Origin of the sequence: Streptomyces sp. NPDC093018, from assembly GCF_040684035.1 — a bacterium.
Taxonomy (GTDB): domain Bacteria; phylum Actinomycetota; class Actinomycetes; order Streptomycetales; family Streptomycetaceae; genus Streptomyces; species Streptomyces murinus.
Map to the genome: position 1 here is coordinate 21,891 of NZ_JBFBFF010000001.1, position 22,599 is coordinate 44,489.

The window sequence follows — 22,599 nt, forward strand, 5'->3', positions numbered from 1 at the left end:
ATCGGAGGACATGTCAGCTGCCCGGCGGAACCCTCCGCTACGCCACACTTGCGGCCGAACGCCGCTCATGGGCGTGGCGGAGGAGGTTCCCGATGGCGATTTCCATCTCTGTGGTGCTGCTGCTCCTGATCCTGGCCGTGATCTTCATGCGCAACGGTTCGCTGAAGGTCTCCCATGCCTTGGTCTGCATGATGCTCGGCTTCTATCTGGCGTGTTCGAGCATGGCGCCGACCATCCACAACGGGCTCGACGCGACGGCCGCCCTGGTGAGCAGCCTGCGGCCCTGAGCCGGGTCAGCCCGTGGCGAAGACGCCGACCCCGTTCGCCACGGGCCGCTCGGCGCCGCCGCTCGGATGGTTGCGGACCGTCACGGCGGCCGCCCCGGCGCCCCGGGTGACCATCTCGGTGGAGCCGCCGCCGTCCAGGTTGAACGCGTCGGTGGCGCCCAACGACCGCATGGCGGTGGCCTCTTCGGCGACCGTCAGACCGGACCGGTAGGCGACGGCGCCGTCCAGGGCCAGGATCAGCAGCCGTCGCCCGCCGTCGTCGAAGCCCACCACGGTGCGCACCGCCGAGGTGGTGTCGTTCAGCCCGGCGAGCGGCGCGCCGTCGCGCAGCACCGGGAAGCCGCCGAGCGCGAAGGCGTAGGCGACCCGGGAGGCCGCCGCGACCAGCCGGTACGTCACCGACACCGCGTCCCCGACGGCGAGTTGACGCAACCGCCGGGCGCCCTCCTCGCGGCCCAGCAGGACCGTGGTGCCCGCCGGGATCGCGCCGCTGCCCGGGGCGCCGGCAACGGAGACCACCCGGCCGCCGCGCACCGTCACCTCGTACGTCCCGGCGCCGCACCCCGCCCCGCGGTTCGTGTCGGTGCCGCAGACCGCGCGCCCGCGCGAGGCGCCGCCCCACTCGGAGGTGTAGGCGCCGATCGAATTCTGCGGCAGCGCGTACTGGTTGAGGCCCTTCAGGGGCAGGCCCCCCGCCGGGGTGCGGACCGAGCCGGTCAGGGTGAGGCGGTCCAGGCGGGCCCGGTGGTCGGTGCCCACGCCGAGGACGTCCTCGGTGTCCGTGCCAGGTGGCAGCGCGGGGCCGAAGCGCTGGCCGTCCGGCACCGCGGCCTTGAGCACCCGGCCGTCCGCCACGGCCGGGCCGACGCTCGCCCCGGTGGGGTCCACGCCCGGGTGCTGGGTCTCGGTGATGTCGAAGAAGTCCCCGTTGACGCCCGCGACCGCTTTGGCCGCGTTCGCCATCGTGGAGACGGTGGCCCGCGCGGCCACCGCCCCCGGGTGCAGCAGACCGACGCGCACCCGCGGATCGCCGAGGTCGACCGTGAGCAGATGGGCGTGTGTTCTGCCCGCGGCCGCGGGGAGGTCGAACTGCCGGTAGGTGATGCCTGGCGCGATGGTGGTGCCCGCCGGAACGGCACCGGCCGGCGCGGCCCCCGCGAGGGCCGCGCCGGCCAGTACGCCGAACGCCGTGACAACCGTGAGAACCGCTCTGCCCGCTGCCGAACGCCTGCGACGTCTGGTCACCGTGCCCCCTGATGTCTCGTCAACTGTCCCTGTGTCCAGGGGCAGTGCAGCAGACCGGGGCGGCCGGCGGGCGGACTAGGCGTCGACTACGCGAGAACGGGTGAGAAAACGCACCCCCTCGGGTGCCTCCAGGGAGAATCCGCTGCCCCGGCCCGGGACGACGTCCACGATGAGGCGGGTGTGGCTCCAGACCTCGTACTGGCTGCGCGACATCCAGAAGGTGACCGGCTCCGCCACACCCGCCACGTCCAGCTCGGCGAGCAGCACGTCCGAGCCGCCGGTGCGGAACTCGCCGTCCGGATAGCACATGGGCGCGCTGCCGTCGCAGCAGCCGCCGGACTGATGGAACATCAGCGGTCCGTGCTGGGCGCGCAGCAGGCGCACCAGTTCCTGGGCGCGCTCGGTGAGTTGCACGCGCGGGACTTCCTCTTCCATGGCACCGTCCTGGAAACCGGGGCGTCCGACCCGGCCAGTCTCATGGATGCGCCGGGTGCCGTCCAGAGCGCGCGCCGGTACGCATCAGCAGCGCGTAGGCGACGGCGGACACCACGAGGCCCGCCGGGAGGGCGAGGTCCACCCCGCCGAGGGCGGTGGCCAGCGGGCCGGTGTAGACCGTGTCGACGCACAGCGCGGAGGCGGCCACGCCCAGGCAAAGGGCCAGCGCGCCACGCCAGTTGACGCCGCCGCAGTACCAGAAGGGGCCCGTCGGGCTCTCGTCGGCGAGCGCGGGACCGTCGTAGCGGTTGCGGCGCAGCACGATGTCGACGGCGTACACGGCCGTGCTGGGCCCGAGCAGTACCACGGTCAGCTGGAGCACATCGCCGACCGTGTCCAGGAAGTTGGAGACCAGCAGCGCGTACAGGGTGAGGGAGACGGACACCGTGCCGTCGATCAGGACGCTGACCTGGCGGCGGATGCGCAGGCCGACGGCCTGGAGGGCGAGACCGGCGCTGTAGGCGGTCAGCGCGTTCAGGGCGATGGTGCCGAGGACCAGGGCGAGCAGGAAGACCGGCCGGAACCAGGCGGGCAGCAGCGGCTGGAGGGAGGATTCCGGGTCGTTCATGTCGACGGCGGTCGCGGCGCACGCGCCGAGCCCGCACACCACCACACCGGGCAGGAAACCGCCGAACGCCGTCCAGCCGGCCACCGCCCGCGCCGGGGTGGCGCGCGGCAGATAGCGGGAGAAGTCGGCGCTGGTGGTGTACGACAGGGGGCCCGAGGCGATCAGGGCGACACCGGCGAGGACGGTCGCCCACAGCGCGTTGCCGGTCAGCGGCCGCTCCGGGACGTACCCGAAGTCCGTGTGCCGCAGCACCACCACCGCGAGCACCGCGAACACGGCCGTCAGGGCGAGGGTGATCGGCAGATAGAGACGGACGATCGCGGCATGGCCGTAGACGCTGATGGCGAGGGTGAGCGCGGCGATGAGCACCACCACGAGCGCCTTCACCGCCGTGTTCACCGGCAGCCCGGTGTCGCCCACCAGGGAGAAGGCGGCGGTGGCCGCGGCGGCCAGGTTGAGCGCGAAGTAGCAGACGGAGATCAGCCAGCCGGTCACCGCGTTGTTGACCCGGTTGCCGCGCACCCCGTACAGCGTCCGGGTGATGACCTCGCTCGGCGCGCCCGCCGCCGGTCCTGGCACCGCGAGCAGCCCGGTGAGCAGCCAGAACAGATTGCCCACGACGATCACCGCGAGCGCCTGCCACAGGCTCAGGCCCATCAGCACCAGCGCCCCGCCGATCACCAGGCTCAGATAGTTGACGTTGGCCGCGGCCCACACCGAGAACAACTCCCGCGGTCTGCCCCGGCGTTCGGAGTCCGGTATGTGGTCGATGCCGTGCGACTCCACGCCGCCGGAGGCCCGGGAGGCGGGGGCGGTCTCCTCGGCGGACATGGTCCGCGCATCGGGACTCGGGTCGGGGAGCGTGGACGCCATGGGGCCCTCCGTAAGCGGCGGTGAGGGAGGCAGGTCGCTTATTGGGCGGGCGACCAGTTGCTTATTGGTCGGTCACTCAATAGCATCGCCGTCATGTCGTCAAGCGTTCAGCGCAAACGAATCCGCAAGGACCCGGCCGCCCGGCGGGCCGAGATCGTGGACACGGCCGCCGCGATCGCCCTGGCCGAGGGCCTGGAATGCATCACCCTGCGCCGGATCGCCGAGGAACTGGCGGTACGCCCCGGGCTGATCAGCCACTACTTCCCCTCCGCCGAGGAACTGGTGGCGGAAGCGTTCGGCAGCGCGGCCACCGGGGAACTGGACCGCCTGCTGCCCGCCGGGCCGCACGCCGGCCGCCCCGTCGAGCGGCTGGCCCGCTTCCTCGACCACACCTCGGGGGAGACGTACGACGCGATCAGCCGGCTCTGGCTCAACGCCCGCCACCTCAGCCGCTACCGGCCCCCGCTGCGCGACCGGGTCGCCCTCCAGGAGGCCGACTGGCGCGGCCGCCTCGAAGGGCTGATCCAGGACGGCGTGGCCGCCGGTGAGTTCCGTACCGAGGACCCGCTCGCGGTGGCGCTCCAGATCCTCGTCGTCCTCGACGGGCTCAGCGTCGACGTCAACACGGTCGACACCGTCGGCCCGGAACTCCCGGCCGCGGTGCGCCGGATGGCGCATCGCACGGCTGAGCGTGAACTCGGCCTGGGGGAGGGCATGTTGGAGCGCGCTACGACCATCGGCTGACCCACCCGGGCTGCCCGGATGCCCGAAGCCCGATGCGGGGTGCGAAGCCCGATGGCCGAAGCCCGAAGCCTGAAGCCCGAAGCCTGAATTTCTGAAGCCCGACGTTTGAAGGAGCCCCCGTGCCCGCCGACCTCGTCCTGCTCTCCGCCCGGCTGCTCGACCCGGCCACCGGCGGCCTCCTGCCGCACACCGCGCTCGCCGCGCGGGACGGGCGCATCGTGCTGCTCGGCGACGACCGGGAGGCCCGCGCGCTCGCCGGACCCCGCAGCACCGTGCTGGACCTGCGCGGCGCGGTGATCGTGCCGGGCCTGACCGACGGGCATCTGCACCCGGTCTCCGGCGCCGAACGCACCATGGGCGTCGACCTCTCCGGCTGCCGCGACCTGGCCGCCGTACGGGACGCGCTCGCCGGGGCCGCACGGGAACTGCCGCCGGGCGCCTGGCTGCGCGGCTGGGGCCTCGACCCCAATGCCTTCGGCACCGCCCCGGTCGGGCACGCGGCCCTCGCCCCCGTCCTCGACGGCGTGCCCGCCCTCCTCGACCTCTTCGACGGCCACTCGCTGCTCGCCAGCGAACGCGCCCTGGAACTGGCGGGCATCGACGGGCCCCGCACCTTCGCCCAGGGCTCGGAGATCGTGTGCGACGCCGAGGGCCGGCCCACCGGACTGCTTCTGGAGGACGCGGCCTGCGAATCGGCCGAGGCCGCCGCGCCCAAGCCGACCGAGGCCCAGGTGCGGGCGCGGACCGCCGAGGTGCTGCGCGCGATGGCCGCGGCCGGCCTCACCGGCGGGCACGCCATGGACGGCACCGGCCTCGATGTCTACGCCGCCCTGGAGGCCGAGGACGCGCTGCCCCTGCGGCTGCGGGTCCACCCCTGGTGCCGCCCGGAGACCGACGACGACGCCCTCGCCGAGCTGATCCGGCTCCAGGGCACCGGCGGCGCGCTGTGGCGGGTGACCGGTGTGAAGCTGTTCATGGACGGCACCATCGACAACGGCACCGCCTGGCTGGAGGACCCCGACCGGCACGGCGAGTCCGCCCGCGCCTTCTGGCCCGATCCGCGGCGCTACACCCAGGTGATCGACGCCCTGCACCGCGCCGGGGTGCCCACCGCCACCCACGCCATCGGCGACGCGGCCGTACGGCATGTGCTGGACTCCGTGGAGAAGGCGCGGGCCGAGCACCCGAGCGGCCCCCGGCACCGCGTCGAGCACATCGAGACCGTGCCGGACGACACCGTACGGCGGTTCGCGCCGCTCGGGGTCGCCGCGTCCATGCAGCCCACGCACTGCTGCGAGTTCACCCGCGCCGACCACACCGACAACTGGTCGCGGCGGCTCGGCGAGGAGCGGGCGGCGCGCGCGTTCCGCTGCCGTGACCTGTGGGCCACCGGGGCCACGGTGGTGCTCGGCTCCGACTGGCCCATCGCGCCGTACCCGCCGCTCCAGGTCATGGCCGGTGCCCGGCACCGCCGCCCCGCCGACCTCTCGCTGCCGCCGCACGGCCCCGAGCAGGCCCTCACCGGGCTCCAGGCGCTGCGGGCGATGACCATGAACGCCGCCTGGGTCGCGGGGGAGGAGGAGCACGCGGGGCGGCTCGCCGTCGGGTACCGCGCCGACCTCACGGTGCTCGCGGAGGACCCTCTCGCCGTGGCCGACACCGAGCTGGCGGGGGTGCCGGTGGTGCTCACGGTGGTGGCGGGGCGGGTGCGGCATCGGGGGGAGGGGGTGTAGGGCATCGGGGGGGGCTACGGGGGCTACGGGGGCTTTGCGGGGCGCCCGCTCAGCGGTCGTGGTGCCCGGACCGGTCGCGCCGCTGGGGCTCCTCCCGGGGGCCGGGCTCGGCGTCCCCCTCCGACCCCTCCGCCCCGGCGGGCCCTTCCGGTTCCGGCTCGGCCCGCCGTTCCCGTCGCCTCCTGCGGGCCTCCACCAGCAGCGGCAGCATGGACAGCACGACGACCGCCGCGACCAGCAGCAACAGATAGTCGTCCACCGCGGGGACCGAGGCGCCGAGGGTGAACCCCGCCAGGACCAGGGCCTGCGACCAGAGCACCCCGCCCACCGTCTGCCAGAGCGTGAACGGCCGGGCGGGCACCCCGAGCGCCCCCGCCACCGGATGCAGCACGGTGCGCAGCAGCGGCACGAACCGGCCGATGACCAGCGCCTTGCCGTAGCCGTAGCGGGCCAGCAGATCCTCCGCGCGGGCCGCCGCGCCCTTCACCCGGCGGCTGGAGGTGCGCGCGAGCAGCGCCCGGCCGCCGTGCCGCCCGATCAGATAGCCGACCTGGCCCCCCGCCACCGCGCCGATCGCCGCGCACAGCAGCACCTGCCACAGCGCGAGCCGCGGCGGCTGCCCGGCGGTGCCCGCGCACAGCACACCGGCCGGGAACAGCAGCGTGTCCCCCGGCAGGAAGAAGCCGAAGACCAGCAGCCCCGACTCCGCGAAGATCACCGCCAGTACCCCGAGCGCGCCGAAGGCGGCCAGCACCGAGGCGCTGTCCAACGGGTTGACGGCGATCACCGGCCGCGCCTCCTGGCCTCCTCGCAGGGCTCCACGCTCACCAGCATCCTGCGCGGAGGAGATATGCGCGCGCGTGAAAGATTTGTGCGAAGGCACAGGCCGGGACGGACCGACATCCCCCGGCCACCCGTCGTACACCCAGCCGTCCACCCCGCCGAGGCAGCGTGTCCCCATGACGCACCGCCCGATCTCCTCCGTCGACGCGCTGATGGGCCTGCTGGCCGGGTGCGCCGGCGTCTGGGACACCCCGGACCGCTCCGGCGACCCGGTGGACATCCTCGACCACGGCCTCCAGGTCGCCGCCCTGCTGGCCGCGAGCCGCCCCGACGACGAGGAGGCGCAGGCGGCCGGGCTGGTCCATGACCTCGGCCACCACCTGGTGCCCGGCGACGAGGCCGGACACGGCACCCACGCCGCCACCGCGGTCGAGGGCCTGCTCGGGCCCCGCGTCGCCCGCCTGGTCGCCCTGCACATTCCGGCCAAGCGCTACCTCGCCGCCACCGACCCGGGGCTCGCGCTGTCCCCGGAGAGCGCCCGCACCCTCGGCTGCCAGGGCGGCCCCATGAGCCCGGCGGAGGCGGCCGCCTTCGAGGCCGGGCCGGACTTCGCGGCCGCGGTCGCGCTGCGCCGCGCCGACGACGCCGGAAAGGTCGTCGGCCTGCGGGTACGGCCCCTGGAGAGCTGGCGGCCGGTCCTGGAGCGCGTCGCCGCGAGCCACGCTCAAGCGGGGTCCGGCGGATGCTGATGTGCTCATGGTGGGACGGTGGGGGCGTCCCCCTTTAAGGTGAGTCCTGTGGTGGATTGGTTTCAGCCGTTTCGCCAGTCGACGGTCGACGCCGTCGAACACGGCCCCGGCACCGGCCCCGGCACCCCCGACCCGGAAGAGGCCCCCGTGCCCGCGGGCCCGGCCGAGCTGCGCGCGGTGGCGGCCACGATCGGCACGACCCTCGACGAGAACACGACCTGCGCGGAGCTGACCCGCGCCGCCGTCGCCCAGATGGGCGGCGCCGCGGCCGTGCTGCGCTGGGGCCGCGCGGCGGGCGTCGGCTACGAGGCGGTCGGCGGGCGCCCGGACCTGTTGCCCGCGGCCCGGCGGGTCGCCGCGGCCGCCCGGGTCGCCGCCGACCCGGACGAGGACCTGACCGTCGCCGCCGAACCCGGCGACGAGCGCACCGCGCTCTGTGTGCCGCTGGCCACCGGCGGCCGCCACTACGGCGTGCTGGTCTGCGCCCGCGACGGCGCGCCCTGCACGGCATCGGAGGCGGAGTTCCTGCGCTTCCTCACCGAACGCGCCGCCTCCCACATCCGGCACGCCCGCGAGCACGACGCGGTCAGCGGCATCATCGGCAAGCTCCAGCGCGCCCTGCTGGCCGAGCCCGGCCGCCCGCACCCGAACCTGGACGTCGCCATCCGCTATCTGCCCGTCGGACACAGCGCGCTGGTCGGCGGGGACTGGTGCGAGACCGTACGACTGCACTTCGGCCGCACCCTGCTGGTCGTCGGCGACGTCATGGGACACGGCCTTGAGGCGGCGGTGGACATGACCGCCTACCGTTCCTCGCTGCGCTACATCGCCTCCGCCGACCTGCCCCCGCACCGGGTGCTGCGCCAGCTGGACGACATGGCCTCCGACGAACCCGAACGCAGGCCCGCCACCTGCCTGCTCGCCCAGATCGACCCCAACCGGGGCCTGGTGACGCTGGCCAGCGCCGGGCATCTGCCGCCGTTCGTGATCGACGCGGACGGCCGGGCCACCCCGCTGCCGGTGCCGGTCGGACCACCGCTCGGCACCGGGCTCGGCGGCTATGAGCCGGCCACCTTCCGGATGACGCCCGGACAGACCCTGATCCTGTTCACCGACGGCCTTGTCGAGCGGCGCGGCGAGGACATCGACCGCTCCCTGGACCGGCTCGGTGCCATCGACTTCGGGACCTCGCCGGGTCTCGACGCCATCCTCGACACCGTTGTCACCCGGCTCGACGCCCGCAACACCGAGGACGACGTGGCCGCCCTGGCCGCCCGGCTGCGGCCGCGGTCGGGACCGCAGCCGGGCTGAGACCCTGAACTCCGCTTCTCTCGCGCGGGGTTCAGCTCCGCTGGAAGAACTCCACCTCCGCGAGGGCGACATGACGGCCCGCCGTCAGTCCCGTGACCGAGTGCAGCACCAGACGCACCCGCACCACGTCGCTGATCCCGGTGGGCACCGTCTGGTGACCCGCCTTGTCGCTCAGCGAGAGGGACTCGCGGTGCACCGTGCCGTCCGAGGACGTGACCTCCATGTCCATCTGGAGCGCACGGGCCTCGGTCGCGTACTGCTGCGGCGCGTCCGAGGCGCCGTTGGTGATGATGAGATCCACCATCCGGAACGGCTTGCCGAAGGTGTACGTCACCGAGGCACCAGGACCCGGCGCGCCCCAATACCGGTTGCTGAGGCCGTCCGTGGTGTTCGACGCCGGATGCCCGGGCACGGACGCGCTCGCCGTGACCTTCGTCGCGGTGATGGCCTTGCTGCCGCCGAGCTTGTCCCGGGTGTCCTCGAACAGGGCGCGCCCGGCGGGCAGCAGCAGGAACCCGCCCACGCACAGCGCGATCACCACCAGCAGGATCACCAGCACCCGCACCCAGCGCCCGGACCCGGCGCGCACCCGGCGCCGGAGCGGCCATATCGTCCGCCACCACGGCAGCGGCGCGGGGGTTGCCTGCGGGTTCAGCGGGGTGGCACAGCGGCGGCAGAACTTGCGCCCCGGCGGATTCGGCGTCCCGCACGCGGGACACGGCGGTCCGACCACCTCCTCCCGCTGCTCCACCGGCCGTACGACGGGCCGCTGCGCGACCGGCTTCCCGGGCAGCACCGGAGCGGGCTGCCGGGCCTCCGCCTCGGCGGGCTCCGGCGCCCGGGGCGCCCTGGGGGCCGGGGACGCGGACGGAGTCCGGGGCGACGGAGAGGCCGGGCGCGGGGGAGTGGGCGGTGGGGTGGGAGAGGCGGACGGGGTGGGGGCGGTGCTTGGTTCCGGGGCGGCCGGGGGTGCCGTGGCGGCGGAGGGCATGGGAGGGGCCGACGGCGCGGGCGGTGTGCGTGGCGGCGTGGTCGCCGCCGGCTCGGGGCGCGTGCGCGCGGACGGGGGCGCCGCCGGTTCCGGGGGCGTGCGGGGTGCCGGAGGCGCGGCGGGTGTGCTGCGCGCTCCGGACGCCCCGGACCCGCCGGACGCGGTGGGTGCCGTACGGGGGACCGGCGGAGCCTGGACGGGCCGGGCGTCGGTGTCGGTACGCGTCGTACGGCGTTCCTCCGTACGCCCGGCCGAACGCGAATCCTCCGCCGGGGGCCGGGTGTCGGCGTCCGTCTGCCCCGAACTCCCCTCAGCCGAGGCGGCGTCCGTCGTCGGGAGAGCCGAACTCGCCTCACCCTCCGGAGGATTGACCTCCTCCGGCGTCCGTGAACTCGCCGCGGCTGGCCTCTCCGAGGACCACCCCAGATACGCACCGCAGTTGCCGCAGAAGTCGTCGTCGGGGCCGTTGGACGCCCCGCACGCGGGACAGGCGCGCATGGCGTCACCTCCCTTCGTCGGTGGGCGGTCCGGACAGGATCTCGACCCGGCAGGGGACATGGACGGGACAGTGGGCGCGGACGATCTCGCGGACGCGGTCCGCGTCCACCACCGGCTCCCGGCCCGGCCACACCCGGACCAGCACCTCACCGGACGGCGCCGGCGGCAGCGGGGTGCCCGGGGTCCGGGACCACACCGCGCCGCCGTCGCCCAGGACATCGGCCTCCACCCCGAGGGTGAGCCGCAGCCGCTCCACGAGACCGCGCCGGGTGCCGCGCCAGCGGTGCAGCTCGACCGCCCGTACCACCGCCTCGCGGCGCAGCCCCTCCGGCCACTGCTCGTCGTCGGCGGCGCCCACCCACGAGGCCAGCCAGGCCACGAAGTCGGCCGGGGCGACCCGCGGGTCGAGATAGGCGGACAGATTGTCCAGGGTGGAGAACACGGGGGCGAGAACGGTGTCCAGGCCCGCGGTGAACCGCTGCGCGAAGTCGTCGTCGGCGTACAGCGCGGGCAGCAGCCCGCCGATCGGATGCCGGCTCGGCAGACCGGGAACGGCGGCACGGCTCATGGACGGGCCTCCGCTTCGATGGGCTGCACGACGACCTGGTGCTGGTAGGAGAAGATCAGCGCGCCAGGACCGACGTCGATACGGTCCACCGGCGCGCCGCGCCGCCCGGTGATCGGGTCGGCGGCGAACAGCCGGATCTCCTCCACCAGCGCGTTGCCGGTGGCCCGTTGGAGCACCCCGAACACCTCGCCGTACTGCACCGGACGACCGAACGGCCACCCGGTGCCGTCCGGGCCGCCGCGCAGCGGGTTGAGATAGCGGAACAGCGCGGCGAGCGCCGCGTCCCGCACCCGGTCGGTGTCGGCGGGCGCGGTCGCGAGCCGGGCGACCACGGTGACGCCCTGGTAGACCGGCGGCTCCACCACCAACCGGGTGCCGATCAGGCGCCGTTCGTCCAGGCTCTCGGTGATCGCGGTCAGCACCTGGTCCGAGGGGATGAGCTGCTCGAAACGGAGCCGGTCGTCGCCCTCGTCGGCGACCGCGTCCGGCACCACGAGCACCCGCACCGCACCCGCGCCGCCGTCCGCGGCGGGCAGACAGCGCACCCGGCGCACCGAGGGCGCCGCCTGCCGGGCGATGATCTCGTGGTCCTCGGCGGTGACCGCCCGCTCCTGCATGCGCAGGGCGTCCGGGGCGCGCAGCTTGGCGTTGGCGACGGTCTCCCCGTCCACGCCCCCGCGCGCCGCCTCCCGGTTGACGACCCGCGCGATGTACGGCACCGAGCTGCGCAGCACCGAGATCGCGCCCCGGGCCACATTGCCGGCCGGGCCGCCGCCGGTGCGGTAGCGGGAGACCCGGATGTGGGCGCCCTTCTCCGGCACCGCGCCGCACAGCCGCAGCGTGCCGTCCGGTTCGCGCAGCGCCGGCGGGAAGCCGAACTCGCCGGTGGTGGCGTCCACCCGGACATGCCGGTCGCCGGGGCCCGAGCGCCCGAAGTGCTCGACCACCTCCCAGCGCTGCCAGCCGTCGGCCGAGGAGACCTCGACCACCGGCGGCCCGCCGTCCAGCAGCACGGGCGGGCGGCCGAGCCGGAACGTCTGTCCCGCGACCCCCTCCGAGGTGCCGAGCGGGACGTCCGTGACGGTCTCGGCGTGCTCGACCGGGGTGGTGCCGCCGACCGTGAACACCGTCGCCTCGCGCACCGTCGGCGACTCCGAGTAGAACGGCTGGCCCGGCTCCGCCTCGGTGACCCGGCAGCGCAGCCAGCCCGCCCGGGTACCGCCGATCACGGACGCGGTGTGCTCGCCGGGCACGTACACGATCACCTCGCCGGGCCGGTTCAGACCGCCGGTGGTGTCCGAGCCGGTCTCGCACAGCCGCCAGCGGCCGCCGTCCCACGCCTCCCAGACCAGCGGCGGCTGACGCGGGTCCACGCCGACGCCCTCCACCCGGCTGTCCAGCCGTACCGCCACGATGCACCGGGGCACCGCCGTGGGCAGCCCGAACAGCAGCGCGTCACCCGGCTGCGGGGCCGCCTGGAAGCAGCGCACATCACGGCCCTCGGCGAGCTCCCGGGTCCTGTCGGTCTGCTCACCGCCCCTGGGCGCGGCCACCAGCCGGGTCAACTCGCTGGGCACGATGCGCAGTTCGTCCTTGGTGGCGAACACCACGGGCTCTTCCGCCTCGCCGTCCGCGGTGGTCACCTCGGTGCCCGCGGGCAGCGTCACCGCGTCCTGCTGCGGCGCCGACAGCCAGAAGTCGACCTCGGCCCCGGCCGCCGCGGGCGGGAACAGCCGGATGCCCAACAGGTCGAGGAACGCCGTGTAGTTCTTGTCCGGCACCCGGTTCAGCCGGTACAGCAGCTGGTCCACGATGTACGCGAACGTCTCGATCAGGGTCACGCCCGGGTCGGAGACGTTGTGATCGGTCCACTCCGGGGCGCGCTGCTGCACATAGCGCTTCGCCTCGTCGACGAGCTGCTGGAAGCGCCGGTCGTCCAGATTGGGGGAGGGCAGGGCCATCAGTCCGCGACCGCTTCCTCGGCCCCCTCCTCGGAGGGGATCGTGTAGAAGGGAAACACCAGGTTGCGCCGGTCGTTGGTGGAACGGATCGTGTAGCGCACATCGATGTAGAGGGTGCCGTCGTCGACGGCGTCGAAGGCGACGACCACCTCGTCCACGCCGATCCGCGGCTCCCAGCGCTCCAGCGCCTCGCGCACCTGCTGGGCGATCCGGCCCGCGGTGGCGCCGTCGCCGGGCGCGAAGACGTAGTCATGGATGCCGCAGCCGAACTCGGGCCGCATCGGCCGCTCACCGGGCGCGGTGCCGAGGACCAGCCGGATGGCCTCCTCGATCTCCCGCTCCCGCTCCACCAGCGCGATACCGCCGGTCGGTCCGACCCGCAGCGGGAACGCCCAGCCCCGGCCGATGAACCGCTCGCTCATCACAGGCCCCCGATCTGCACGTTCAGGGCGCCGAGCAGGATGTTCGCGCCGCACGCGGACTTGTCGCCCGCTCGGGCGGCCGGCAGCCCGCCGATCAGGACCAGGCCGGAGGTCAGCGAGGCCGGGTTGGGCACGATGACATTGCCGGGGCCGAGGGCCGCGTGCGGGGGGATCGGGCAGGTGTGCAGGCTGCCCACCACGGCGGCGGGCTTGCCGCCGATCAGTACCCGGGCCACCGTCGCGGCGGCGCCGGGCGGGGGGGTGGCGACCACCCCGCCGTGGCTGGTGGAATCGCCGGTACGGGCTGCGCCGGGCATGTGGGGCTCCTCCTGGGAAGTGTCTGGGGCTGGCGGTTCAGTTGATGCGGACGAGGTCGGCCTTCAGCACCCCCAGCAGACCGCCGTCGAGCGTGAGATCGGTCTGCCCGGTGACGGTCGCCGAACGTCCGGACATCTTCACCGAGTTGGTGCCGTCGATGTCCACGGAGGCGCCCTTCACACTGACCTTGCCGGTGCCCGCGTCGAGGGTGATGCCGTGCTCGTCAAGACGCACCGAGGTGAGCGCCCGGCGCCCGCCGGCCGCGTACACGGTCAGCGTGATCCGGTCGTTGCGGTCGTCGAGCATCACCTCCATGCGCTCGTCCCCGGTGCGCAGCCGTACCCCGGAGGGGCCCGAGCGCGGGTCCAGCAGCTCCACCCGGTGCCCCGAACGGGACACGATGGAACGGCGGTTGACCTTGCCGCTGGTCCCGTCGATCAACGGCACATCGTGCTTGGACGGGGTGTCCACGCCGTTGTACAGGCCGCCGATGACGTACGGGCTGTCCAGCAGGCCCTGTTCGAAGCCGACCAGCACCTCGTCGTTGACCTCGGGGCTGACCACACCGCCGCCGCCCTTGCCGCCCCACTGCACCGTGCGCACCCAGTCGGACACATAGGTGTCGTCCAGCCAGGGGAACTTGAGCCGCACCGCGCCGTTCTGCGCGCCGCCCGGCTCCCGTACGTCCGTCACCACGCCGATGGCGAGGCCCGGGATGCGCGGGCCCCGGCCGGGCGCGTTGGCGCCGGTGGCCAGGCCCGCGAGGGACCGGTCCGGGCTGGCGCTGACCCATACCGTGGTCCGGTAGCCGCCGTGCGGGTCCAGGCTGTGGTGCACGGCGGTCGCCGTGTACCGGCCGGAGAAGGCGGGCCCGACATTGCCGAGCGCCACCGGCACCCCGGCCCGCAGCCGCGGACTGCCCTCCACCACCACTTCCAACTCACCGAACGCGGAAGCCACTTGCGCGGAGATCGCCGTCGCGGCCGCCGTCGTCTCGGCCTGCGTACGGTACGGGGTGTCGGTCACCGTCAGCTTGGCGCTCGCCCCGAACGTGGACGCCAGTGACGGGGACAGCCCCGGCTGCACCGTCGTGCTGGTCACCGACGGCTGCCGGGCCACCAGCGGCGTCTTGGTGGTGACGTCCCAGCCGCGCACCTCCACCTGCGACGCGCCGTCCGCGCCGGACAGGGCGGCCCGCAGCGCCAGCAGATTGCGCCCGTACTCCAGCACCATCGGGCTCTGCGTCGCCGGGGTGGACGGCGCGGGTGCCCCCGACGCCGGCTCGGGCCGGGTGAACTGGAGCACCCCCTTGTCGTCCACCCGCACCTGAGCGCCGCTCTCGCCCGCCAGATACTGGAGGAAGTCCCAGTCGGAGACGTTGGCCTGCGACAGCTGCTTGTAGGTGACCGGCGCGGCCTCCACCTTCCCCACCGGCAGCCCCGCGCCCGCGGCCACCTTGCGCACGATGGCGGCGGCCGTCATGTTCCGGTACGCCACCACCTTCCGGCCGCGCTGCAGCCGGTGCGCCTTGGAGTAGGCGCGCACCACCGTGAACGAACCGGTGCCGTCCCGGTCGATCTCCACCGCCGTGACCTCGCCGCTGAACAACTGCTCGCGCGCCTGCCCGGCGACCGTCACCACCGACACCTTCAGCGGGGTGCCGAGCGTGATGCCGGTCGACTTCAGGAACTCGTTGTCGGGGTCGCGATAGGTGAGCACCGCCGTGTCCGGCAGCCCCACGTTCTCGTCCACCACACAACTCACCAGCTGCGCCGCCCAGATCTGCGGCAGCTCACCGGGCGCCTCCACGACGGGGTCCGCCGCGAACGACCGGCCGCCCCGCGCCTCGGGTGTCGTCACCGCTCCTCCTCACCGCCCGCGTCCCCGAGCGCCGGCACCACCAGTTCGGTGCCGGGCGGCAGGTCCATCGGGTCGTCGATCCCGTTCGCCTCGGCGATCACCCGCCAGGCCGTCGCATCTCCGTACTCCCGCCAGGCCAGCAGCGCCAGACTGTCCCCGGCCACGATCGTGTGCGTGCTGCGGGCGGTGCGCGCGCCCGAGGTGGGGTTCTGCCCCGCCGGGTCGACGCTCGCCTCCTCCACGGAGAGCGAACAGGTCGCGCGCAGCGGTTTGCCGTCCACGTCGAACAGCGTGTACGTCACGGAGAGCCCGGACATCACCCCGTCGAACGAGGTGGTGCGGGCCGTACCCCACTCGAACCGCACCCAGGGGCTCGCGGGCTTCTTGCGGGCGAGGCTCGCCGGTGTCGGCACACAGGCCTTCATCAGTTTCTCCACCGCCTGCTCGACCGAGTCGTCGTGCGTCGACGTCGCGTCGAGGAAGACATCCAGGCTCAGCTCCCGCGGCCCGCTGCCCACGAACTCCGGCAGCGCCGACTGCCCTGCCATCCGGGAGGGGGTGCGCCGCCAGGTGGTGGACTTGCGCAGTTGCAGGGTGGACGGGTTGAACTGGAGATTGAGCTGCGCGATCGTCCCGCCGGGCTTGGCGCCGACCGCCGAAGGGGGTTCCTTCAGGGTCAGTTGGGCCCGGGCACGGCTGGTGCGGGCGGCGGAGGACATACCGGGAACTCCTTTCGTACGGATCGAGGTGAGCGGGCGGTTGACGGCCGCGGGGTCAGGAGGGGCGCAGGCCCTCGTGGGCGATCTCCAGCGTCTCCAGCGCCGCCTGCGAGTTGGCCGGGTCGAAGGACGGGCCCTCCCAGCGCACTGGCACGATGCCGAGCACCTGCCAGCTGATGATCCGCGACAGATCCGGTTTCAGCGCCACGATCTCCCCGTCCTTGGGCTCCACCCGGCGCAGCGTCTGGTCGAGCCAGCGGCTGATCTTCATCGTGTCGGCGGTGACCGGCCTGGTCAGCGTGATGTTGGACCAGGTGACCCGGCCCGGCAGCTGCCAGGTGAAGCCGTTGTTGCCGCCCTCCGCGTAACTCTCCATCTCCACCTGCGCGCCCATGCCGGAGCACGTGTGGAAGGCACCCAGATCGTTGCCGCCGATCTGGAGCCGGAAGAACACGCTCGTCGCGAAGATGTTGTCCGTCATCCGTGGGCCATCCGTTCCATGTCCGCTAGCGCCGTCCGTCATAGGGGCGTCCGGCGCGTTCCCGTCCCCGCCGCATGTCGGCCCGCAGCAGCCGGGCCAACGGGTCCAGCAGCCGCCGCGCCAGGTCCTCCAGATCGACACCCGGGTCCTGCGGCGCGGCCTCCTTCTTGTCGGCCGTCGTGCCCGATGCCGGAAAGGACGCCGGGGCGGAGGCCGACCGCGGACGGTTGCGCCCGGACGTGCCGCCGGCCGCCTCCTTCGCGTCCCGCTGTACGACATCGACCTGAACGCCGCCCGGAACCACCGGAGTCGGCGCCAGGGGCCGGGCCATCCGCACCACGGGGACGGGGAGCCCGCCGGGCGGGGTGAGCGAGGCCGGGGACGGCGCCGTCTGGAGCGGGGGCGCCTGCGCCTCGGTCAGGGGCAGGGCGGCACCGGCTCCCGCCCGCTGGACGGTGGTGTCCGGGCGTACGACGGGAAGCTTCGGGCGAGTTGGGACGGCCCGCTGGACGGGAGGCGCCCCGGGGGTGGTCGGTCGCACTGCTTCCGGGGCGGGCTCACGGTGCCAGGAGGCCGCCACGACCGGGGGCTTGGCGGGAACGCCGGGGGAGTCGGCGTGCGGTGGGCGCGGCATGCCTTCCGGCGCACGGGTGTTGAGGGTGAGGGGGCGGGCGGAGAGGAGCGAGCGGGCGGTGCCGTGCACGGTCCGCCGGGGCTCGGCGAGGGCACGGGCCACGACGACCGGGCGCGGGGTGTTCGTACGCCGTGCGGGTTGTGCGGGGCCCGGTTGCGTGAGTCCCGGTTTCGCGGGTCCGGTGGACGCCGCGCGCTGTACGACGTCGGGGGCGCCCGTGGCCGAGGGGCCCGGCTGTGCCACGGCCCGGGTCACCAGGGGAGTGGCCGGTGCGGGCACCTCGGAGGGCGCGGAAGTGGGCGTCGGGGCAGGGGAGTCGGACATGGACGCGGGCACGTCGGTGGCCGCCGTCCCCAGGAGGGGCGCCATGGAGGCCCGCAGCGCCTCCTGCCCCGCCGCCACCCGCTGGACGTAGGGCTGGGCCGGACGGCCACCGGCATCGACCGGCCCACGCGGGGCGGCGGTCGGCGGCAGCGCGGGCAGGGGCGCGCCCAGACCGCCACGGGCACGGGCTCCGGACGGGCCGGTCCGCTCGGTACGGCGGGACGGCGCGGGACCTTCGGCGGCGGCCGGTCCGCCACCGGGTCGCGTCGTCGGAGCGGTCGAGGAGCCGGGTCGCGTTGTCGGTGTGGCCGAGGTGCCGGGCAGCGCGGAAGAGTCCGTCTGGCGTTGTACGACGGGCAGCACCGGGCCGGGCGTCGGCTCGGCGGTGGCAGCCGGCCGGGGAGCCGTGGCGGGACGCTGCGTTTCCGTTTCGGCGGAGCCGGAAGCGTCCAGCTGACGCCGCACCGGCGACAGCAGCGGCTTGGCGGGCACCTCGGCGCCGGGAGCCTCCACCTGCCGCTGCACGGCGGGCAGCACCGGCCCGTTCACGGCGGGGAGTTCGCCCCCGGCAGAGGCCGGAGCGTCCAGCCGGTGCTGTGTTCCGGGGAGCAGCGGCTTGGCTGACGGCCGGGCGGCCTCGGGTGCGTGCGCGGTGCGCTGTACGACGGACGGCTCGGGCCCGGAGCCCGGCCGGGTCTCGGCGGGGGTGGTGTCCGCGGTGTCCGTCCGGCGCTGTACGACGGGCAGCGCGGGTCCCGCCGGGGGCTGGGCGTCGCCCGTGCCGGACACCCCGGGAGTACCGGTGGTCGCGGGACCGGACGCGGCCGGACTCGCGTTCCCGGCGGAGCCCGGAGTGTCCACCAGCCGCTGCACCTCGGGGAGCAACGGCCTGGCGGGCGCGGGAGCGACGTCACGGGAAGGCTTCCGCGCCTCGGTGGACGGGAGTTCGCGCCCGGTGGCGGCGGGCGCCTCCGCCTGACGCTGTACGACCGGCAGTACCGGGTCGGCCGACGGCCGGACCTCGGCGGCGCGGGGAGTCTCGGGTGCCTTGTCGGCAGCGGCGTCCACGTGACGCCGCACCTCGGGAAGCAGTGGCCCGGACGCCGCCTGGGTGTCGGCCGGACCAGAGGCGGAGCCGTCCGCCCGGCGCTGTACGGCAGGGGCCTGCGCAGCGGCGTTCGTCCGCCCGTCGGCCGCGACGACACGCGGCGCCGCAACGGCTTCCCCGGCGCCGGTCTCGGAAGCATCCACCCGGCGCTGCACCACCGGCAGCACCGGACCACTCGGCGAGGGCGCGTCAGCCGTGACGGAGCGGGACGGCGGCGGCCCATCGACAGCCAACGGAGCGGCCGTGGAAGGAAGTTCGGTCATCGGAGCACCCAGCGAAGCGCGCCCAGGCGCCCGCCCGGGAGCGGCGGCACGCTGAACAGCAGCGGCACCGGCACCCGCGACCCCGGCACCGGCCTCGACACCGGCGGCCGACGCCGGTCGTACCGCGGTGACCCGCCGTACCGGCCCGGTCGCCACCCGGCGCGCCACGGTCAGCGAGGGGCCCAGCGGCCGCGGTCGTACCGCGTCCGCCCGGCCCGGCTCGACCGACGTACCCCGGGGCGTGTTCCCGGCACCCGGAGCATTCGGCACCACGGCGACCCGCCGTACCACCGGAAGCTCCGGTCCGGTCGTACGCCCCGCACCGTCCGCTGCGCCACGCTCCGCACCCGGCGAAGGCGAAACAGCCTGCGAGCGCGCGGACTTGGCCGTCGGCCGCCGTACCTCTCCGGCGCCCCGCCCGTCCGCCCGCACCACCCGCTGGACCTGTGCCAGAGCGGAATCGGCACCGTCCCCCGCCTCCTCGCCACCGGGCTCCGGCAGCGAACGCAGCAGCAGCGGACCGCCGGAGCCGTACTCGGAGCGCTGGACGGCAGGGCGCGTCACTCCATGCACCAGGCCCATCGGCGCCGAGGGCAGCAGCCCATGGCCGAGGCCCGAGTCGAAGGCGGGGTTCTGCCAGGAGGTGAGGCCGTCGCGGAAGGTGAGACCGTCGCTGACGCCGAGCGGCGCGCGCGCCACGGTCAGCGACGGCGCCGCGACCCGGCGCCAACCGCCGTCCCAGTCCCCGGGCAGGGAGCCCCCGGGCGTCGCCGAAGCGGCCCGCGACGGCTCGGAGCCGGCCGGACCCGAGCCGGACGGACCCGACGGAGCCGCCGACGTGATGTCGGCGGCCCGGTCCCTGCGGCGGCGTACATCCCACCACGCCATGACCTCAACCACCCTCGTTCATACGGGCGTTGATACGAGCGATCTCGCCCACCCACTGACGGCGCTCCGCATGGGTGAGATCGAGGATCTCCTCGCGCGGCCAGTGGAAGTGATAGGCGATGTACGCGACTTCCTCCCGGAGCCGGGGAAGCGCGTACGTCACGATTCCCCCAGGCGCCCACCCGAGAGGTCGACCTCGAAGCCGCCCTCGCAGTGCGGACAGGTCACCGCCGCGCGGGTGTGACCCTCGCTGTTGACCCGGCGGTAGAAGTCCTGGAGGAAGGCGACGTCGGTGGCGTACATCCGCTCCACGACGCCCGCGTGCACATCGGTGATGGTGCCGAGCCGGGTGATCACCTGGCTCAGCAGCACCACACTGAGGTACGCGGGGTTCTCCTTGACCCGCAGATCGATCTGCGGGCGCAGCTCGTCACGGGCCGTGGCGAGCCGCATCGACCCGTTGCGGTGCAGCGTGCCCGCCTCGTCCACGTACCCGCGCGGCAGCTCGAACTCGAACTCGGTGCGCAGCCCGTGGTCACGGGTGGCCGGGGGGCCGGACGGTGGCGCCGGGGCCTGCGACTGCTCGGGGGCCGCGGCGGGCGCCGTCGCGTCGAGGATCTCCTCCAGGCTGCCCGCCGTCACCGTACGGCGCCTCATTCGACGACGATCTCCTCGAACACGATGGTGACCGTCTCGGTCGCCGCCGCGGACTCGCCCGCCTTGAGCGAGGGACCCTCCCAGCGGGAGGCCCAGCCCTGCATCAGCTGGATCCGGCGCACCGTCTCGCCCTTGGAGTCCTTGATCTCGATCGTCAGGTTCTGCCGGGCGGTGTCGACGGCACCGTTGTTCAGGGTTTCCTTGATCCACTTGGTGAACTCGCTGGACTTGTCGAGTCCCCGGGTGATCGTGATCTCACCCGCCTGCCGGGCGCCCGGCTGCTTGCGGATGATCTGCTTGCCCTCCGAGGTGACCTGCCGTACCTCGACGACCTCTTCCTCGACGGTCAGACCGCTGATCTCCTGGATGGACTCCACCATGTAGCCGCCGAGCTGCACGCCGAAGACATGGGTGGAAAGAGCATCGCCCTCTGCCATGACTGTTTGTTCACCTTTCCTTGACCGACCCGCGGGTCACTGGTCTCACTCGTCGATGAGGCTGGTGCTGTCCGAGAACTGCGCCAGCCGGAAGACCACGAACTCGGCGGGCTTGACCGGTGCGACACCGATCTCACACACGACCCGGCCCTGGTCGATGGACTCCTGCGGGTTGTTGCCGCGGTCGCACTTGACGTAGAACGCCTCCTCGGCGGTACGCCCGAACAGCGCGCCCCGCCGCCATTCCTCGGTGAGGAACGCGGTGACATTGCGCCGGATGCTGGACCACAGCCGGTCGTCGTTCGGCTCGAAGACCACCCACTGGGTGCCCAACAGGATGGACTCTTCGAGGTAGTTGAACAGCCGGCGCACGTTCAGGTAGCGCCAGGCCGGGTCGGAGGACAGGGTGCGGGCACCCCAGATCCGGATACCGCGGCCGGGGAAGGCCCGTACGCAGTTCACGCCGATCGGGTTCAGCAGATCCTGCTCGCCCTTGCTCAGCCGCAGTTCCAGGTCGACCGCGCCGCGGATCACCTCGTTGGCGGGCGCCTTGTGCACACCGCGCTCGGCGTCGCTGCGCGCCCACACACCCGCGATGTGACCGCTCGGCGGGACCGTGGTGTTGCGCCCGGCCGCCGGGTCGAAGACCCGCACCCAGGGGTAGTAGAGGGTGGCGTACCGGGAGTCGTACCCGGCCTCGTCGTTGCGCCAGGTGCGCACCTGCTGGGCGTTGAGGCCCGGCGGAGTGTCCAGGACGGCCACCCGGTCGCCCATCTGCTCGCAGTGCGAGATCACCGCGAGCTGGACCGTGCGCACGCCCTCGGCGTCGATGTCACCGCGCTGGTAGGCACCCATCAGGTCCGGGACCGCCACCATGGTGATCTCGTCGATGGCCTCAAGACCGCCGAACCCGGTGCGGGCGGCGGAGTCGCCGACGTACTCGGCGGGGTCGAGCCGGGCCACCTCGCCGGACGCGGGGACCGCGGGGGCGCCCGGGACGTCGGGCAGGGCGACCGTCTGCGCGGCGGGCCGCGCCTGGGCGGCGTCGCGCTGCTCGGTGACCTCGATCAGCTTGGAGGCCCGGACCTGGTTGACCACATAGCCCTTGACGTTCTTGCGGGTGGAGACGTCGTAGTTCTCCACCACCTGCTCGCCGCGGCGCACCAGCAGCCGGAAGCGGTCCTCGGGACCCTCGCCCTCCGGGTCGGCGATCTCCACCGACACCCCGGAGACACCGGGCTTGGCCGCGACGAGGAACCCGCCGACCGCCACCGGCTCGGGCGCCTGGGCCTGCCGGGGCACCGAACCGGCCGCGGGCGCGGCGGAGTCACGGCCGGAGCCGCCGATCCGGACCACATAGGCCGCGCCGCCCCCGTTGGCGAAGTAGCCGTACACGGCGTGCGCGAGATAGGTGCCCTCGGTGAATCCGCCGAAGTGCTGGGTGTACTGGTCCCAGTTGGTCACCAGGGTGGGCTCGTGGAAGGGTCCGGTCTGGGCGAAGCCGACGAACGCGGCGACGGCGGTGCCGACCCCTTCGATCGGTCGCGCACCGGACTGCACCTCCTCCACGTACACGCCCGGGGTGAGGTACGTCGGCATACTCGCTCCTTCGTGTGCCAGTGGTGTCACCTGCGTCGATGTCGAGTCTCCGAGGCCGGTGCGGCATGGCGACAGGGGCGCGC

22 protein-coding genes are annotated in these 22,599 nt (G+C 74.1%); 5 read left to right on the forward strand and 17 right to left on the reverse strand.

The genetic code is table 11. The annotated features are described in order from the left end of the window. Positions 1–92: 92 nt before the first annotated feature. The gene (locus AB0N90_RS00120; RefSeq protein ID WP_111585455.1) at positions 93–287 is read left to right on the forward strand and encodes a hypothetical protein; all 195 of its coding nucleotides are present in this window, start codon (positions 93–95) and stop codon (positions 285–287) included. 6 nt (positions 288–293) lie between these two features. Here AB0N90_RS00120 and AB0N90_RS00125 read toward each other — a convergent pair whose 3' ends face one another. The 3 genes from AB0N90_RS00125 to AB0N90_RS00135 all read right to left on the reverse strand — a co-directional run bounded on the left by AB0N90_RS00125 (position 294) and on the right by AB0N90_RS00135 (position 3,468). Next, entirely contained in the window at positions 294–1,532 is a 1,239-nt protein-coding gene (locus AB0N90_RS00125) for a phosphodiester glycosidase family protein (protein WP_365192009.1), read from the reverse strand. Between the two features lie 75 nt (positions 1,533–1,607). Further along, positions 1,608–1,967 (reverse strand): DUF779 domain-containing protein, encoded by a 360-nt coding sequence (locus AB0N90_RS00130; protein WP_365192010.1) that lies wholly within the window; start codon positions 1,965–1,967, stop codon positions 1,608–1,610. A 40-nt stretch (positions 1,968–2,007) separates the two neighbouring features. Further along, positions 2,008–3,468, reverse strand: coding sequence for a cytosine permease (locus AB0N90_RS00135; RefSeq protein ID WP_365192011.1), 1,461 nt, complete (start codon positions 3,466–3,468; stop codon positions 2,008–2,010). A gap of 93 nt (positions 3,469–3,561) precedes the next feature. On the opposite strand from AB0N90_RS00135, the gene AB0N90_RS00140 reads away from it, so the two are divergent. Both AB0N90_RS00140 and AB0N90_RS00145 read left to right on the forward strand, forming a co-directional pair. Continuing rightward, positions 3,562–4,212, forward strand: coding sequence for a TetR family transcriptional regulator C-terminal domain-containing protein (locus tag AB0N90_RS00140; protein WP_365192012.1), 651 nt, complete (start codon positions 3,562–3,564; stop codon positions 4,210–4,212). Positions 4,213–4,331: 119 nt separating this feature from the next. Next, positions 4,332–5,945, forward strand: a complete 1,614-nt coding sequence (locus AB0N90_RS00145) for an amidohydrolase (RefSeq protein ID WP_365192013.1) — start codon at positions 4,332–4,334, stop codon at positions 5,943–5,945. A 49-nt stretch (positions 5,946–5,994) separates the two neighbouring features. Here the strand turns inward: AB0N90_RS00145 and AB0N90_RS00150 are convergent, their stop codons facing one another. After that, the gene (locus AB0N90_RS00150) at positions 5,995–6,732 is read right to left on the reverse strand and encodes a DedA family protein (RefSeq protein WP_365192014.1); all 738 of its coding nucleotides are present in this window, start codon (positions 6,730–6,732) and stop codon (positions 5,995–5,997) included. Positions 6,733–6,904: 172 nt separating this feature from the next. Between AB0N90_RS00150 and AB0N90_RS00155 the strand changes: the two genes are divergently transcribed. Both AB0N90_RS00155 and AB0N90_RS00160 read left to right on the forward strand, forming a co-directional pair. Continuing rightward, a complete protein-coding gene (locus AB0N90_RS00155; protein WP_365192015.1) occupies positions 6,905–7,477 on the forward strand; it encodes an HD domain-containing protein in 573 nt (190 codons plus the stop codon). A gap of 48 nt (positions 7,478–7,525) precedes the next feature. Continuing rightward, complete coding sequence (locus AB0N90_RS00160; RefSeq protein ID WP_365192016.1) at positions 7,526–8,788, forward strand: GAF domain-containing SpoIIE family protein phosphatase; 1,263 nt, start codon at positions 7,526–7,528, stop codon at positions 8,786–8,788. 31 nt (positions 8,789–8,819) lie between these two features. On the opposite strand, the gene AB0N90_RS00165 is transcribed toward AB0N90_RS00160, so the two are convergent. From AB0N90_RS00165 to AB0N90_RS00225, 13 genes are all read right to left on the reverse strand, one after another. After that, positions 8,820–9,584 (reverse strand): zinc-ribbon domain-containing protein, encoded by a 765-nt coding sequence (locus tag AB0N90_RS00165; protein ID WP_365192017.1) that lies wholly within the window; start codon positions 9,582–9,584, stop codon positions 8,820–8,822. Positions 9,585–10,281: 697 nt separating this feature from the next. Next, complete coding sequence (locus AB0N90_RS00170; protein ID WP_365192018.1) at positions 10,282–10,845, reverse strand: phage tail protein; 564 nt, start codon at positions 10,843–10,845, stop codon at positions 10,282–10,284. Further along, positions 10,842–12,806, reverse strand: a complete 1,965-nt coding sequence (locus AB0N90_RS00175; RefSeq protein WP_365192019.1) for a putative baseplate assembly protein — start codon at positions 12,804–12,806, stop codon at positions 10,842–10,844. The genes AB0N90_RS00170 and AB0N90_RS00175 overlap by 4 nt, the downstream gene beginning before the upstream one ends. Then, a complete protein-coding gene (locus AB0N90_RS00180) occupies positions 12,806–13,228 on the reverse strand; it encodes a GPW/gp25 family protein (protein ID WP_037662788.1) in 423 nt (140 codons plus the stop codon). Before AB0N90_RS00180 ends, AB0N90_RS00175 begins: the two co-directional genes overlap by 1 nt. Next, on the reverse strand, positions 13,228–13,545 hold the full coding sequence (locus AB0N90_RS00185; protein WP_085562784.1) for a PAAR domain-containing protein: 318 nt from the start codon (positions 13,543–13,545) through the stop codon (positions 13,228–13,230). The genes AB0N90_RS00180 and AB0N90_RS00185 overlap by 1 nt, the downstream gene beginning before the upstream one ends. A gap of 37 nt (positions 13,546–13,582) precedes the next feature. Continuing rightward, on the reverse strand, positions 13,583–15,406 hold the full coding sequence (locus AB0N90_RS00190; protein ID WP_365192020.1) for a VgrG-related protein: 1,824 nt from the start codon (positions 15,404–15,406) through the stop codon (positions 13,583–13,585). After that, positions 15,403–16,125, reverse strand: a complete 723-nt coding sequence (locus AB0N90_RS00195) for a LysM peptidoglycan-binding domain-containing protein (protein WP_085562786.1) — start codon at positions 16,123–16,125, stop codon at positions 15,403–15,405. The genes AB0N90_RS00190 and AB0N90_RS00195 overlap by 4 nt, the downstream gene beginning before the upstream one ends. 55 nt (positions 16,126–16,180) lie before the next feature. Next, complete coding sequence (locus AB0N90_RS00200; RefSeq protein WP_037662782.1) at positions 16,181–16,606, reverse strand: phage tail protein; 426 nt, start codon at positions 16,604–16,606, stop codon at positions 16,181–16,183. A 25-nt stretch (positions 16,607–16,631) separates the two neighbouring features. Next, on the reverse strand, positions 16,632–19,823 hold the full coding sequence (locus AB0N90_RS00205; RefSeq protein ID WP_365192021.1) for a hypothetical protein: 3,192 nt from the start codon (positions 19,821–19,823) through the stop codon (positions 16,632–16,634). 4 nt (positions 19,824–19,827) lie between these two features. Beyond that, entirely contained in the window at positions 19,828–19,986 is a 159-nt protein-coding gene (locus tag AB0N90_RS00210; RefSeq protein WP_361669308.1) for a DUF6760 family protein, read from the reverse strand. Next, positions 19,983–20,480: a hypothetical protein gene (locus tag AB0N90_RS00215; protein ID WP_365192022.1), complete on the reverse strand. Its 498-nt coding sequence runs from the start codon at positions 20,478–20,480 to the stop codon at positions 19,983–19,985. Before AB0N90_RS00215 ends, AB0N90_RS00210 begins: the two co-directional genes overlap by 4 nt. Beyond that, positions 20,477–20,917, reverse strand: coding sequence for a phage tail protein (locus tag AB0N90_RS00220; RefSeq protein WP_037662774.1), 441 nt, complete (start codon positions 20,915–20,917; stop codon positions 20,477–20,479). The genes AB0N90_RS00215 and AB0N90_RS00220 overlap by 4 nt, the downstream gene beginning before the upstream one ends. Positions 20,918–20,962: 45 nt before the next feature. Continuing rightward, a complete protein-coding gene (locus tag AB0N90_RS00225; protein ID WP_365192023.1) occupies positions 20,963–22,516 on the reverse strand; it encodes a phage tail sheath family protein in 1,554 nt (517 codons plus the stop codon). Positions 22,517–22,599 lie beyond the last annotated feature (83 nt).